The sequence below is a fragment of the Vulcanisaeta sp. EB80 genome (assembly GCF_002078205.2).
In genome coordinates, this window is sequence record NZ_LCWN02000005.1 from 43,902 (window position 1) to 58,303 (window position 14,402).

A 14,402-nucleotide genomic window follows, 5' to 3' on the forward strand; every position below is an offset into this window, starting at 1 on the left:
GTTAGGTGGTGGTTCATGGGCGTTTAGGGCCGGCGCAACGGGACTTTTTCAAACTGAGGATTGCCCTTTAGTTCTAAACCTTCTCCACAGGCCCCAGAGGGAGCGGGCTTACCTTCATTATTGGCACGGAGTAAGGAGGAAATTACTGAGATGGGGTTGTGAAGGGTTTTAGTAGTGGTTTGAGTGGCTTGGGTATTTGGTTGAGTATGGTTGTTGGTAGTGGCTTGGTCATGTAGGCTATGGCTGTGGTTGCTATGATCATTATTAACTGCACCGTGGGCCAGGTGATTGGTGCGTCCCCAATCGGTAGTGGCCATGATGATGCTAGTGTTAGGGCTAGGGCTAGTCCTACAGCCAGCACGGCCTTACTCCTCAAGCTCCACCTTTCAAGTGTCCAATAGGCTATTAGGGTTATCACGTTGATTATGTAGATACTAACCACAGCCATGTAGAGGCCTAGGCCGTGCAATGCCACGTACGTGGCAATACCCACACCCAACCCAACCAGGTTGTTCATCACAGCATACCAACCACGACCAACGACCCAGTAATACGATGAGTAGACCGTGACTGCCACGAAAAGCGGTGCTGAACCAAACAGGGCTGAGGCGTAGGGTATTGATTGAATGTAATCACCATTAACTATACCCAACCTAGGCAGAATAGGCAACGCCAGCACTACTAATTGAGCCATCAACGCGGAGGCTATGAAGGAGGGTATGGCGAAATCCCTAAAGACCCTACCCACGTTAACGCCAACGCCAATACCATGAGAAACCCTACTACTCAAGACAGTGGATACCGCCGGCCCCATTGCCGTTACCGAGCCTATCATGGCGAGGGCCAGCCCATAAATCGCCGTGGATCCAGGGCCCAGGTACCTATAGACCAGGTAGGTCATCACACTGGTTATTAACGTACCAACGTAACCAAGAACCCACGACTGAAGACCAAGCTCGAGAAAACCCTTAATGCCAGATAGAACAGTCCCCAACCCCCTAATCGGGTTTGGCATGAAACCAACGTTAACTAGGTAATAGAACAATTGGGCAAGCGAACCAAGCAGTGTGGATATTGCTATGGCATAGACATTACGCATGATTACAATTAGGGCAACCTCGAAACCCCTAAGCACAAGCATACCTATGGTAGCCCCAGCACCCTGGGTCGCAACCCTACCCACCAACCACAGGTAAAGCCCGAGGGCGCCAGCAAGGGATTGGGCAATCACTGCCCCTATGTATACATAGACGGTGCCAAGGAGCCAGGGCGGTATACCATTACCCAGGTATATCGGTACAGCGGCAACCAGGGCTACGGCATATATGACCGACATAACCAATGACATAAAAACCGAGGCAGCAAAATAGGGCCTGGCATCACGACCCCTGGCAAACTCTATGGCACCCTCCCTAGCAATCGCACTGTTAATCCCAGGTATTGGAATCACGGCACCAATCGTATTGACAATCGCAAACAACGCATTGTAATAACCATACTGGGTCAGGGGTATGTACCTAGTCAAAACAACTATGTACACAATGGCTAACACGTAATTCGCCGCCGTAGGCAGGTAATTCAACAAAACACCAGCAACAGCACCCTCACGCCTCATCGAATCACAAAACCACTAAAAACAATACAAATTTAAATATTAAACACACAACACCAAACACCAACCCACCAATAAACCCCTCACAACCTAACTAACAAACCCACGCAATCTACACACCACCCAAGAAAACCCTCATATAAGAAACGGTAAATCTTAACAATGCTCCCGCCCATTCCTCCCCGCCCAGCTTTAGCCGGCATGTAGATTTGTATGTTGAGTGTTACTGTACCTCCATTCCCAGCAACATAACTGACGTCTAGGTGGGCTTCGTACTATATCGACGTGAGGGATAGGTTACATGGAGGCTGCCTCTACGGGTTAACCTACGAGGAGGTGGAACATAGACCATTAATAGATATGGCTTAGGAGTACGTGGAATTGATTGAGAGGTTACTGAAGCAGCGTCGGGGTGAATAATTGATTGCGAATACGCCTCACTCAATGTATTATTTTAAATTTAAGGTATTTAGAGATGGATTAAAGCTTCGAGACCATAATAGCTTAACCTTATTCCTCATGTCCTAGTAGCTGGTATTCTCAGTAATTACGACCACCAGCGGTGATGTTCAGTAAAGGGAGCACAAAGCTCTTGATACCCTCTAGTGTTTAATGTACAGGACCCCTCATTTCAGGGCGTTGATTTGTGTGGTTTTGTGTTTGTGGGGTGTGGACTAAAGCCTTATTAATGCTTGGGTGTGTTTTTGTTTTGATGGTGGAGTCGATCGCCACATCCGCCATTGACAAAGCCCTAGAAGCTGTCTTGAGGAAGGTTGGTGAGGGCAAGAAGTTATCTACTGAGGATTTGGTTGTGTTGATGCTTGGTTTGTTTCGGGAGATTAGGAAGGATGTAACCGAGACTAACAAGAGGATTGACGCACTCTATGAAATGATGAGTAGGAATTACGAGGTACTGAATAGTAGGATTAATGAGGTTAACGGCTCATTAATTAAGAAGATCGACGAGATAAACAATAGGTTGGTTGAAAAGATTGATGAGACTAATAAGAGAATTGATGCAATAAACGACTCATTAAGCAAAAGGATTGATGCACTCTATGATCTAGTGGGCAAGAATTATGAGGTATTAAGTAGGAAGATTGACGAGACTAATAAGAGGATTGATGCGATGAATAATGAGTTGATTAGGAAGATTGAGGAAACAAACAAGAGAATCGATGAGACTAATAAGAGGATTGATGCCCTCTACGATTTAGTGGGCAAGAATTACGAGGCATTAAACAGGAGAATAGAGGAGACGAATAAGAGGATTGATGAGGTGAATAGGAGGATTGATGAGACTAACAAGAGGATTGATGGGTTGGTTAAGGACGTGAACGAGATGAGGGAGAGCATAAACAAGAGAATAGACAACCTATACGACCTAATGGGCAAAATATACGAAGCACTGATAAAACAAGAAACAACACAAAGACAATAATGGGAACAACCACACCCATGACCAAACCCACTATAATGCTTAAAAACGTTAAATGCAACCCCACCGCTAATGTCTAATTCACTATGCCTCAGCGGTTCCATCACCATGAGGATTTTAGAGTTAGCCGACTCCCTTGGGTTGAGCCCCGAGGACCACATAAACGCACTACTGGAGAGGGCTATACCTAAGCGTAGGGTTGATTTGATGCTAACTACTGGAGCCGCTGGAGATTGTTGCTAAGGCTGCTGAGACATACCCCTGAGTCAAATCTCCTGACTTCCCTTCTAAACATTTGATTAATAGAGGAGACCACCACGCTCAGACACAACAATCATGCCATTAATAACGAGCCCCCAATCGAGAACATGCCCAACAATCTCCATAGACACCACAACATGAAGACCCAGAACCAAAACAACCAACAAACCCCACCAGCAATACAACATCAACGTACCCATCAGGTCAACACCAATACCTACGTACTCCCTAGGCTTGACGCTGCCATTTACAAACTCACCACCAACCTCAAGAACACCACCAACGCTCATGAAGAACAGGACAGAGACCCCCGCATTAAGTCCTCAATAGCAATCATATAGCCCTGCCCCTTATTGAAATTTCTGCCCTCCTTATCGGCCTTATTAATGCCTCAAAACAAGCCCCTCCCAAGGCACTCCTTATGTTGTTCTTGTTGAAAATAGTGAGGGTTCAAGTCCCGAGGACTTCATACCGATGATCACCGAGTCAGGGCTTAGGTTTAAGGGAACCATCAAACCAAGCTCAGACGATGCAATATACGCACTTAAGGTTTTTAGCACCATACAAATACACACTTAATTAACGTTAATGTTGGTGTATTTTTATCACCTCACTAGGTCACCCATTTTCCTAAAATCACCGAACACAATACTTAAGCATACACCAATCCCCTCAATTAGGCGGTACATAAGGGATATGCAAAAGTTTTACTTCATATGGAGCAGCAAGGACTAGGCATTACCCAACACCGAACCATGAGACCCAAACCTAATAACAAAAATTCAATGTATACCTCAACCAAGTACCACCGGCGCATTTTCTCATTACCTCAGCGACTAGACAACCAGTGGCGCTTAACATATGTAGAAACGCTATAAGCATTAGCTTACTTCCTGATGCAGTGTATGAGTGCGCCATTTTTATAGTCCTTTATTTTATAGCCCCTTACCTCGCATTTGTAGTCCCTATTTAATATAACCAGTAAATCATCCAACCTATTAAACCCTGGATAGTGGTACTCGAGGATTAACTCCCTGAATAGCCTAACGTGCTCGTAATCATTTGGTATTATGTCGAATTCGCAGCCTTCACAATCTATCTTAAGCACCGCATCGCTAGGGTTAATATTGAACCTATTGATTAATTCTCCGAGCGTTACCGCTGGGACGGCGTTGGGGCAATCACCAGGCCCATGGTATATGAAACCGGTCGCATCAATACCGACATTATTAACGCATACCTTGCCAGGCTTGCTAGCCAAGCCAGCATTGACCGGTATAATCACACCCTCCATGTTATTTAGCCTAATGTTATCGAGCATCTCGGCAAAGGCGCCGGAGTGTGGTTCAACAGCAACAACCCTTCTAGCACCCCTAAGGGCGAAGTAGACGGCTGAGTCGCCAACGTAGGCGCCGATGTCGACAACAACCCTACCCTCAACATTCGATGGTTCGTACTCGCCGCAGTCAAAAACCTGGTATATTGTCCAGTGTATTTGTTTAAATCTCACGTTATTCTTAACATAGCAATTGCAGGACTTGTCATACACCCACACACCCTGATACTCATATCTTTTACCATTTATGTACAACTCACCATCAACACAACTAATCTCAACCGCTCCATATGAAGCCCTAACCGCAAGACATCCAAAAACCTCAGGGCTTAACTCGAAGGTACAATCACCAACCCTAGCCATGAGCCTAACATCGAAGCCAAGCCTGGTTAAGGCGAACCTAATCAATAACGAGAGCCAATTATCAAATACGTAACGACTATACAAAGCTCCCTTAATAATCATTAACGCCTTGGTAACACGTGATGGCATTCCTGATTGTGTAGGAGTTTACCTTAAAATGCTTAATCTCACTCCCCATGTATTGGCGGTCAATGTTTTCTATGACCGTAACTTAATCATTCAGCAAGGAGTCACTTCTGTATCAACCATCCCTGTAAGTATATAACCTACTTCCTGGTGCAGTGCATAATTCCGAGGATCTTGATGCCCCTCACATCGCATCTATAGTCCTTGCTTAGCACCTTAAGCAATTTATTTGCATTTGAGTGGTACTCGAGGATTAACTCCCTGAATAGCCTAACGTGCTCGTAATCATTGAGGATTACATCATGCTCGCAACCCTCACAATCCATCTTAAGCACGGCGTCATTGGGACCAATACCGAACCTATCCATCAACTCACCAAGTGTTACTGCTGGGATGGCGTTGGGGCAATCACCAGGCCCATGGTATATGCCGCTAGTAGCTTCAACACCGATATTCCCAATACATATCTTACCAGGCCTACTGGCCAAGCCGGCGTTGATTGGGATAATCACGCTCTCTAGATTGTTTAGCCTGATGTTATCGAGCATCTCAGCAAAGGCACCAGGGTGAGGCTCAATCGCTATTATCCTCTTAGCACCCCTAAGGGCGAAGTATATGGCTGAGTCGCCAACGAAGGCACCAACATCAATCACTATCTTACCCTTAACATTCAATGGCTCGTAATCACCATAATCAAAAACATAGAAAACAGCATCGTGTATTTGCTTAAGTTTTACGTTGTTTTTAAACCAATATTTATTTACTGGATCATAAACCCAACCGAGCACCCTAGCCCAGGTCCCCACATTGTAAATTAAATCATTGATACTGTCGACCTCAACACCATTTATAAACAACCTACCATTAACACGCTCAATGGATTTAAATAAACCACGCGAAAACCTACCGACAAACCTCTCAAAGACTTCAGGACTTAACTCAAGGGTACAATCACCAACCCTAGCTACGAGCTTGACATTGAAGCCAAGCCTGGTTAAGGCGAACTTAATCAATAGCGAGAACCAATTATCAAATACGTAACGACTAGCCAAGGCCGCCTTAACCTTTGTTAGTATATCAGTAATATATAATGACACCTTAATCACGCAATAAATAATTACTCCGTTTTAAATATTATGCGTAATCACACACCTAAAGCCTTACTGAGCATAACATGATTCAGTACTATTACCTCAATGCTAATATTATGAGTAAAGCCGTACTCAGCCAAGTAATGTTTAACGCCAGCTAATGATTAATCGCAAGACATGGGCTACTTCTGTATTAACCATCCTTGTAGGTATATTGCTTTGAAGCCGCCGAGGGCGAAGCTTTTTATTGCGTCTTGTGGTGTTTCTACTAGTGGTTCTCCTGCTAGGTTGAAGCTTGTGTTTAGTATGATTCCTTCTCCCGTCACGTCCTTGAATGCCTTTATGAGCTCATACCAAGTCTTGTTTTCGTCCTTGTTTACTGTTTGTGGTCTTGCTGTTTGATCTACGTGGCATACTGCCGGAACAACCTCGCACATGCCCGGCTTGTACTTGTACATCAAAATCATGAATTGGTGAGGCACCGGGTCTATGAAGTACTTGTTCGCATCCTCCTCAAGCAGTGATGGTGCCAGTGGCCTCCACCACTCACGACCCTTAATCCTATTCACAACACCCCACATATCCCTCCTCCTAGGATCAGCAATGATTGAGCGGTTACCAAGAGCCCTTGGTCCAAGCTCAGCCCTACCCTGATACCAAGCAACAACAAAACCCTTGACTACTAAGTCAACGACCTCATTAACATCATCACCAACATACCTCGCACTCCATCCTCCCCTCTCAACAACCTTCCTAACCTCCTCGTCGCTATACTCAGGACCCAAATAAACAGTCCTAAGCCTCCCCCTCTTCATCTTTCCGCCAAGTACGTGCTCATAAACGTAGGCAGCGGCACCAATAGGCGTACCGGCATCATTGGCTGCTGGGAATATGAACATGTCATTGAACAACTTGGAGTAGTGAATAACCATGTTAGCCTTAGCATTAAGAGCAACACCACCAGCGAGACCAAGCTTATCCTCACCCGTATGCTCCCTAGCCCACCTGGCCAAATGAAGCATTGTTTCTTCAGTCACGGACTGAACAGCCCAGGCAAGACCAACAGCATCAGGATGCAAATCACCATGAGGATCCCAAGAAACCCTACCACCAGGATAGAGAGAGTTAGCAATGAATCTATAGGGTTCAAAAAATCGCCACCCTTAACCCTCCACCTACCAGGGACAACAAACCTAAACGGGTAATCCCTATCGTCAAACCTTATGAAGGACTTGAGCTTCTCATAGTACTTGCTTGCCTTACCGTATGGTGCGAGGCCCATAACCTTACCAGGACCCTCGAGAAAGTCATAACCAACCTTGGCACAAACCTCCTCATATAGAAAGCCGAGTGAACCATAGACTGTGGGTATTGAGGCCACCTTCTCAAACTCACCATCCCTCACCCTCCAAACAACAGTAGCCTCAAACTCACCAGTGCCATCTACAGTCAAGACAGTCGCGTTATTGAAACCACTGAAGTAGTAGGCAGAGGCAGCATGGGTAAGGTGGTGAGGGACAGGGATTATCCTAATGTTATCGGGAACATCCTCACCAATTGAGTGAATAACAAACCTAACAAACCTACGGACAAAATCGAGGTAATCACCACGAAGGTAAACAAAACCAAGCCTCAGGGCACCAAAACCCTTATTAACAAGACCACCCCGGAATATATCAAATAGATCAATGCGAATTCTACTTTTCACGAAGGATGTAAATGATATTAATGCCAATTCACGTCTCAATAATGATGCCATAAGTCTTGGATCCCAATGCACGGCGTATGCGTCTATGTCCTTCGGCTTTATTCCATACCTCCTCTTTAGGAATTGGAGTGCTTGCCTTAGGGCATTTATTGGCAGTTCCTCTGGTGAGTGTTTGTGCCTCGTCCACCTCTCCTCCTCACTGGCAAAAACCAACTCACCATCAACAATAACACCAACAGCATTATCATGCCAATCAGGCCAGTTAAAACCAACAACAACAGTCATCGAAAACCAAGGAAACAACAAAACAAATAAGCATTACTATAACGACCACACAATGCATCCTGGGCTATATGTTAATCGCTATATTGATGCCAGCAAAGAATTAACCATGAAGTAATCCCTATCAACTCAGGATTATAAACCAACAACTCCCATAAGAGCCATTAACACGAATTCCTTAAAAGTAATGCCCCGATTCTGTCTTGATGGTTAGGGCTTCACTGATTTGGCTCAATTACAACAGCTCAGGCTTCATTGACATAGCCCTGAGGTCGATAGAGTCAGCCCTGAGTCTCGACTTCGATGATTACGGGGTGATAGTAGTCGATAATGCGTCGGGTGATGGTAGTTTCGAGAGGATTAGGAAATTCATCGAGGAGAAAAAATCAAGCAGTGTTAGGGTTAAGTTCGTTAGGAGCGATGCGAATAGGGGCTATGCCGGAGGCATGAACCTTGGTTGAGAGGCAAGGGATCTGGAGGCTAAGTACGTAGCCCTCCTAAATAACGATAGTATTAGAGCCAAACTCACTGAGGGAATTGATTGACTACATGGAGGGTGATGATAAAATAGCCGCAGCGAATGGGTTGATTTACCTCGGTGATGGTGGGAGGATATACTCAGCAGGTGGTTATGCAACAGACCACTGGGATTTTGGTAGTATTTGTTGGGATAGTTTTGAGTATGAATGTCCTGGAATAAACAAGCCGCACTACGTAACCTACGCAGACGGAGCATACATGCTAATTAAGGCTGAGGCAATACGGAGAACCTGCCCAGACGGCAAACCATTCATAGACGAAACATTCCTATACATAGACGACGACTTACTAGGATTAATACTATGGAACAGAGGATACAAGGTAGCTTACATACCCATAAAATCCGGCTATCACTATGCTAACTTAACGGCAAAGCCTGTGATCAATTATTACGGTCTTCGTGCTAACACGGCATTAATTATGCTTTTAGATACACGTTTTTCATGGGTTAAGCCATTTTACCTGTTTAGGCGTGATTTTGGGTATAAGGTTCTGTGTCTATTTAGGGATGAGTATTGCAGAGCGCATAGGGGTTTTCTGGATGGGAAGCGGTTAGCCAATGTTGTAAGGGAGAGACTTGGGTTTCGCCTGGATCTTTATAGGGCGCCTCATGTGAGGGTGAAAATCACTGATCTTATCCTGCTTAATTATCTTATGCTTGATAGGGTATTTAAGGCGTTGAATAAATCATTATTCATAACGCATGAAATGCTTACTCAACCGAAAATTTCTTAATCAAGTCAATTACTTGCTTGGCAACTAAATCCCACGATGTATGGAGCCTTATGAAATCCAGTAATTCCTCATAATGCATAAGCCTTAGATAGTAATCATAGTTCTCAAGCACATGCGCAACCATTAAAGCAAAACCCCTAACATCAAACTCCCTAACAAACAACACACCAGGCGAATCACCAAATATGGACTTAGGGCCAGGAATATCATAAGCAACCACAGGAGTTCCAAGAGCTAACGACTCAAGGATCACTAGGGAGAACCAATCACTATGCGATGGGTAAATGAGGACTTTAGCTTTAGCAACAATTTCATGTTTTTCCTCCTCGCTAACGAAGCCCAGATACTCAATATTATTCTCCACACCATACCTCCTCACGAGACTAAAGAATACGCGCCTAACACCATCATTTGGGAATGCACCCATAACCTTAAGCTTAACATCCCCATCGTACTCATCCCTAAGTACTTTAATGATCTTAGGTAATTCGAAAATTCCCTTTTCAGGGTGCATTCTAGCGTAAAAAACCAGGTAATCATCCTTCCCAATACCCCTATGATTAAGCAGTTCGGGATCAATAGCATTGGCAGGATTAAGAATGAAGTAGGGAACGCCCCACCTATCAACACCTAAAACCTCAGCCTGGCCCTTACTTAGCAAAGCCACAAACCTCGGCTTGCCATGCACTTCCATGAGCCTTCTCATGTGCATATTCATTATTGATGGTGGTATCTGGATTGCTAGGCCATAGAGTGAGATTGCGGGCCATGAGTACCTTAGATACTTCCAGAGGCGGCCAATTAGGTACCTAGATGTTAAGTTGCTCTGGTGAGTGAATCCGTATTTTCCATTGCTTAATTTCTTACTAAGCATTATTATATCGAGGTCATTGAATATGGGGTCGAATAGTATGTCGAGTTTTTTGTTTATTCTTGAATATTCATTGCTTAATTTCTTATTAAAGCCTAATGTAATAGCATTACGTGCCTTCTCTACGTAACTCATAATCCTGAACTTGCCTAATAAGTCATCGAATACTTCAGGTACTTCAAATCCTAGCCTTCTGTATTGGTCAATAGTTCTTAGTACTTGTTCTTTATCCGCTTCATTGTTAAAGATTAGGAATGTGTCCGAGCTTGGGAGTAATACTACATCGTTAAATGTTCTTACTAATCTAATTAATATTTCATGGGCGTGCCGAGGTCCACCTCCGTATTTGGGTGGGTATATTGGGCATATAATCCCTAACCTTATGTCTTCAATATTCCTTCCCATTGTAATGCTCATTTCCTTAGGGAAACGCTTTAAGTTGTAATTAAGTTTAAAGTCTCTACGCCTTTATTATGATATCTGTAATCATGACAACATACAATGCAGGAAGAACCGTGAAGAAGGCGCTAGATAGTCTATTACCTGTGCTTGACGAATTGGGTGTTGAGTACGAAATTGTGGCTACCGATAATGAGTCGCAGGATAATACTGTGGAGATTCTTAGGAGATTTGATGCTAGGGTTAGGGTTATGAGGTGTACCAGAGGCTTGGGTAGGCATGTGGCCGTCGGAATGAGTAAGGGTAATCATTTATTATTTTATGATGCTGACGCGTATGCAAATAGGGATTTGCTATTTAATTTTTTGCAAGTCATCATTAAGAATAAGATAGACTTCTCATTAGCGCATACTGGAGTCTATTTAATCTCTCGAAAATGCTATAGCCTTACTGGCGGCTTCATGAATCTTAATTTTGGCGAGGACGTTCATTTTTGGGCGCGGGCATTTACAATGTGCAAATCTATTTATTATCCCGTTAGGGTTGCCTGTAATGCGCCGAGGATATACTCTGTTAGAGGTTACCGTGGAGAATACCGATATATAAGGAATCCCTTACGTTTTATTTTCAGGGAGGTTAAGAATGAGGTTCATAGATTAAGAGGCTTGGCATTAAGACCAGTCGAATTGATACCTGTCATTAAAAGTGGTGACCCTTTGATGATTAGCGGTATTTTACTCTTAAGCCCATTATCAAACATTCTTGGAAGTAAAATTTCCAAAGATTTTTCAAATCTTGAATTAGTTTATTTGCAGGAGTTAAGGAATATGGGGAATATTGAAGACATTACCTATGATGGTAAGTACATAGTCCAGGATATATATTTCGTAAGGGATTGGTACAGCATTTTTAGGGAGTTTCTTAAAAGGTTAAGATCGTATGAGCCCAAGGTTATAGAGCATAGATATGCGAGGATAATATATACACCGCCAGATTTAGACTTATGTCCGCCACCTTAATAGATCGTGAAGCATTCTTTCGGTTCAGTCTATTTATATTTAAAAAGTAAAATATTAGGTACCTATTCTTTTTACGTCGATTATTACTGATATTACCGCTAACATCAGCAACATATACGTTGGTATGTTTCCGTAGGCTGGTGTTAGGTACCAGGGTATCGTTATTGGTGGGTATTGCCCTGGTACGTAGGTGTTTACCGTTATTGTGAGCCTTGCTGGTATTGTTTGGTTTGTGCTTATGCTCAATGTTTCCCAGTTCATTTTGCTTGTTAGGTTTGTTTCGTAGGTTATTGTTAGTTGTGTTTCTCTTTGTGTGTTTATTGTTATTGTGTTGTTTAGTAGTGTTATTGCTATTTCTGTGTTTATGTTTGTTGTTTCTGTTGGTTCATTTGTTGTTATTATTGTGTTTAGTGTGCAGTTTAGTTGTTGTAGTTCTTCGCCGTTGTATAGCATTGCCTTTGGTGTGTTTGGTATGTATGTGCAGAGTGTTTGCCACTCTGTTGGTGCCTGGGTTATTATGTAGTACGTGCCTGGCCTTAGTGCTATCCCTGGGTTTACGGTTATTGGTGTTGCCCATGAGTGCGGTTCGCACCACCATGGCATTGGAAATTGCGTTGCCCATATTATGCTTGTCTGTGTTGGTATTGGTGCCATTGAGAGTGCTACCTCTCCGTTTACTAGGTTTGATGTTCCTGATCCAAATATTGTTATTGTTTCTATGGTTATTGCTTTATTGAGTGTTATTGGTTGTATTAGGTATTCATTTGGGTTCATTTGTGTAAAGTAACTTGGTATTGTTCCGCATGCTGTGGTTTGTGGTTGTTGGGTTATTTGTGGTAATTCTTCAGTTGTGTATTGTATTGTCTCTATTGGTGTATATTGAATGTTTAGTTTCACGGTTGTGGGTCCGTTTGGTATTAGGGCTATTGTGTATTGGTGTGTGCCTGGGGTTATTGGTTGTATTGTTATTGTTGTTGTGTAGTTGAAACTATGAAGCCTAATGACTGGTCCGCTGTAGTTTTTTGCGAGTAGCCATGCTCCGTCGTTGAATATGTATGGTTCGTATTGCCCTAGGCCTGGGTTGTATGGGTACCCTGTGGGTATTAGTGGTGAGTATACTACGTATTGTGTGTAGTTGTTTGGTCCGAAGAATGGTACTCCGTGTTTTCCCCATCCGTACCTGGTTAGTGAGTACCAGGGTACTGCTGTTGCTGGTGTGGCTACGGGTGTGTTTGGTGGTATGTGGTTGTTTAGTTGTATTAGGGCTAGGTTGTAGGGTGTTGTTGCTGGTTTTAGGGGGTTTGGTATTGCGTCATTGAAGTATATGCTTGATAGTGGTGATAGGCTGTTTAGGAATAGGAAGGATATCGTTGTTGCGATCAAGATTGCAATAAATACCCTTTTCCTTACGTTCATGTTTAACCTTCTTAGTGCCCATATTGCTGGTAGTATTATGGCTGGTGCCACCAGTGCTGTATAGTAGACCCACACTGTGTAGTATGGTGGGAATGTTGTTTGTAGTGCTGCGTAGAGCCATGGTAGGAGTAATAGGTTTTGTGGTTCTGCAAGGTTTAGGAATAGTACCGGTGCCATTAGGAGCACCACGGTCTGCACCTTAGTATTGAAGCCGGTCATTACTTTATTCATGAGGGTTATCGCCACGTTTGTTATGTTGATTGGGGTTTGGTGGTTGATCACATCGTTTGTTTTTGCCTGGCTTGCGAGGTGGAATAGTGCCTTGGCTATCGTGTTACTCATGCCTATTAACGGCCCCGCCAGGGCTGATCCCCATAGGTTTTGGAATATGTTTATGGTTCCGTGGCTGAAGTAGTAAACTATTAGGAATGCCGTTATTAACCATGCTATTGAGTACGTAAGGGTTTCTGTGCTGAGTGCGATTCTTTGTTTTGTTTTTAACCAATCAAGTTTTATCACCAATATGTATAGGGCTAGGAATATGCCTATTATTGGTGAGAACTCTATGGTCATCATCATGAGCGTTAGTGATATCCAGTAACCCCATTTGTTGCCCATGTATAGGTTGTAGAGGGTTAGGGCTAGGAAGGGGGCTGTGAGTATTACGACTTCGAAGGGTCCTGTTAGGTATGTGGTTGTCCATGGGTATATTAAGTATATTATTGCTGTGGCCAGTGCGTATTTTCTATCGTTGAATAGTTTTTGTCCTAGTTTGTATAGCGGTATTGTTGGTAGTGTCGCTAGTATTACTTGTATTGCTATGAGTGTTGCTATTCTTGGGTAGGTTAGGTATAGTGGGTATATTAGGAAGAGTATTGGTGATGAGTGGACAAAGAAGAACGTATACGCGACAAAGTTACTGAAGAATCTGTGGTATAGTGTTGCTGATGCGAAGGATTGCATGTAGGTCGCTGTATCAAGGCTTACGTCTAGGTTTAGTTGGTAGTATGGCAGTGTGGCGTTGTATGTTATGTAGTATGTGGTTGCTGCGTAAATTAGTATTAATGCCCTGAAGTACTTGTCCGCAATAGCGTCTCTTATCATACTTACTAGGTACTTATTGAGTGTGAGTAGTAGTCCAATTGTTAGTAGTATTGCTGATATGCGTAATAAGCCGTAATTGTATAGTTGTGGGGCGTAATCCA

General features: G+C 43.4%; 14 protein-coding genes. 5 read left to right on the forward strand and 9 right to left on the reverse strand.

The features are described from left to right. Positions 1-142: 142 nt before the first annotated feature. Positions 143-1,615 carry an oligosaccharide flippase family protein gene (locus B7L70_RS01975; protein ID WP_081226222.1) on the reverse strand — a complete coding sequence of 491 codons (1,473 nt, stop codon included), beginning with the start codon at positions 1,613-1,615 and terminating at the stop codon, positions 143-145. A 709-nt stretch (positions 1,616-2,324) separates the two neighbouring features. Between B7L70_RS01975 and B7L70_RS13675 the strand changes: the two genes are divergently transcribed. Together B7L70_RS13675 and B7L70_RS13160 are read left to right on the forward strand one after the other, a co-directional pair. After that, positions 2,325-3,053 (forward strand): hypothetical protein, encoded by a 729-nt coding sequence (locus tag B7L70_RS13675; protein WP_202908662.1) that lies wholly within the window; start codon positions 2,325-2,327, stop codon positions 3,051-3,053. Between the two features lie 69 nt (positions 3,054-3,122). Then, complete coding sequence (locus tag B7L70_RS13160) at positions 3,123-3,293, forward strand: hypothetical protein (protein ID WP_162009066.1); 171 nt, start codon at positions 3,123-3,125, stop codon at positions 3,291-3,293. A 56-nt stretch (positions 3,294-3,349) separates the two neighbouring features. Here B7L70_RS13160 and B7L70_RS01985 read toward each other — a convergent pair whose 3' ends face one another. The 6 genes from B7L70_RS01985 to B7L70_RS13685 form a co-directional block, all read right to left on the reverse strand. Beyond that, positions 3,350-3,601 (reverse strand): hypothetical protein, encoded by a 252-nt coding sequence (locus tag B7L70_RS01985; protein ID WP_081226223.1) that lies wholly within the window; start codon positions 3,599-3,601, stop codon positions 3,350-3,352. 129 nt (positions 3,602-3,730) lie between these two features. Next, positions 3,731-3,874 carry a hypothetical protein gene (locus B7L70_RS13165; protein WP_162009067.1) on the reverse strand — a complete coding sequence of 48 codons (144 nt, stop codon included), beginning with the start codon at positions 3,872-3,874 and terminating at the stop codon, positions 3,731-3,733. A gap of 323 nt (positions 3,875-4,197) precedes the next feature. After that, positions 4,198-5,139, reverse strand: a complete 942-nt coding sequence (locus tag B7L70_RS01990; RefSeq protein WP_081226224.1) for an FkbM family methyltransferase — start codon at positions 5,137-5,139, stop codon at positions 4,198-4,200. A 137-nt stretch (positions 5,140-5,276) separates the two neighbouring features. Beyond that, positions 5,277-6,233 (reverse strand): FkbM family methyltransferase, encoded by a 957-nt coding sequence (locus tag B7L70_RS01995; RefSeq protein ID WP_162009068.1) that lies wholly within the window; start codon positions 6,231-6,233, stop codon positions 5,277-5,279. Between the two features lie 176 nt (positions 6,234-6,409). After that, complete coding sequence (locus B7L70_RS13680) at positions 6,410-7,306, reverse strand: carbamoyltransferase C-terminal domain-containing protein (protein WP_202908663.1); 897 nt, start codon at positions 7,304-7,306, stop codon at positions 6,410-6,412. After that, positions 7,261-8,220 carry a carbamoyltransferase N-terminal domain-containing protein gene (locus B7L70_RS13685; RefSeq protein WP_202908664.1) on the reverse strand — a complete coding sequence of 320 codons (960 nt, stop codon included), beginning with the start codon at positions 8,218-8,220 and terminating at the stop codon, positions 7,261-7,263. The genes B7L70_RS13680 and B7L70_RS13685 overlap by 46 nt, the downstream gene beginning before the upstream one ends. A 203-nt stretch (positions 8,221-8,423) precedes the next feature. Between B7L70_RS13685 and B7L70_RS02005 the strand changes: the two genes are divergently transcribed. Together B7L70_RS02005 and B7L70_RS02010 are read left to right on the forward strand one after the other, a co-directional pair. After that, positions 8,424-8,678 carry a glycosyltransferase gene (locus tag B7L70_RS02005; protein WP_081226225.1) on the forward strand — a complete coding sequence of 85 codons (255 nt, stop codon included), beginning with the start codon at positions 8,424-8,426 and terminating at the stop codon, positions 8,676-8,678. 88 nt (positions 8,679-8,766) lie between these two features. Next, the gene (locus tag B7L70_RS02010; protein WP_101940211.1) at positions 8,767-9,492 is read left to right on the forward strand and encodes a glycosyltransferase family 2 protein; all 726 of its coding nucleotides are present in this window, start codon (positions 8,767-8,769) and stop codon (positions 9,490-9,492) included. On the opposite strand, the gene B7L70_RS02015 is transcribed toward B7L70_RS02010, so the two are convergent. Next, on the reverse strand, positions 9,470-10,780 hold the full coding sequence (locus tag B7L70_RS02015; protein ID WP_081226227.1) for a glycosyltransferase family 4 protein: 1,311 nt from the start codon (positions 10,778-10,780) through the stop codon (positions 9,470-9,472). The genes B7L70_RS02010 and B7L70_RS02015 overlap by 23 nt on opposite strands. A 71-nt stretch (positions 10,781-10,851) precedes the next feature. Here B7L70_RS02015 and B7L70_RS02020 point away from each other — a divergent pair, with 71 nt between their 5' ends. After that, positions 10,852-11,781, forward strand: coding sequence for a glycosyltransferase family 2 protein (locus B7L70_RS02020; RefSeq protein ID WP_162009069.1), 930 nt, complete (start codon positions 10,852-10,854; stop codon positions 11,779-11,781). Positions 11,782-11,835: 54 nt separating this feature from the next. Here B7L70_RS02020 and B7L70_RS02025 read toward each other — a convergent pair. Beyond that, a partial coding sequence (locus B7L70_RS02025) for a DUF2079 domain-containing protein (protein WP_081226229.1) occupies positions 11,836-14,402 on the reverse strand: 2,567 nt, incomplete at its 5' end.

Bases quoted from the DNA above. Each gene is read 5' to 3' on its own strand.
- B7L70_RS01975 (WP_081226222.1), bottom strand. From the start codon at position 1,615: ATGAGGCGTGAGGGTGCTGTTGCTGGTGTTTTGTTGAATTACCTGCCT.
- B7L70_RS13675 (WP_202908662.1), top strand. From the start codon at position 2,325: ATGGTGGAGTCGATCGCCACATCCGCCATTGACAAAGCCCTAGAAGCT.
- B7L70_RS13160 (WP_162009066.1), top strand. From the start codon at position 3,123: ATGTCTAATTCACTATGCCTCAGCGGTTCCATCACCATGAGGATTTTA.
- B7L70_RS01985 (WP_081226223.1), bottom strand. From the start codon at position 3,601: ATGAGCGTTGGTGGTGTTCTTGAGGTTGGTGGTGAGTTTGTAAATGGC.
- B7L70_RS13165 (WP_162009067.1), bottom strand. From the start codon at position 3,874: ATGGTGCTAAAAACCTTAAGTGCGTATATTGCATCGTCTGAGCTTGGT.
- B7L70_RS01990 (WP_081226224.1), bottom strand. From the start codon at position 5,139: ATGCCATCACGTGTTACCAAGGCGTTAATGATTATTAAGGGAGCTTTG.
- B7L70_RS13685 (WP_202908664.1), bottom strand. From the start codon at position 8,220: ATGACTGTTGTTGTTGGTTTTAACTGGCCTGATTGGCATGATAATGCT.
- B7L70_RS02005 (WP_081226225.1), top strand. From the start codon at position 8,424: ATGGTTAGGGCTTCACTGATTTGGCTCAATTACAACAGCTCAGGCTTC.
- B7L70_RS02010 (WP_101940211.1), top strand. From the start codon at position 8,767: ATGGAGGGTGATGATAAAATAGCCGCAGCGAATGGGTTGATTTACCTC.
- B7L70_RS02015 (WP_081226227.1), bottom strand. From the start codon at position 10,780: ATGAGCATTACAATGGGAAGGAATATTGAAGACATAAGGTTAGGGATT.
- B7L70_RS02020 (WP_162009069.1), top strand. From the start codon at position 10,852: ATGACAACATACAATGCAGGAAGAACCGTGAAGAAGGCGCTAGATAGT.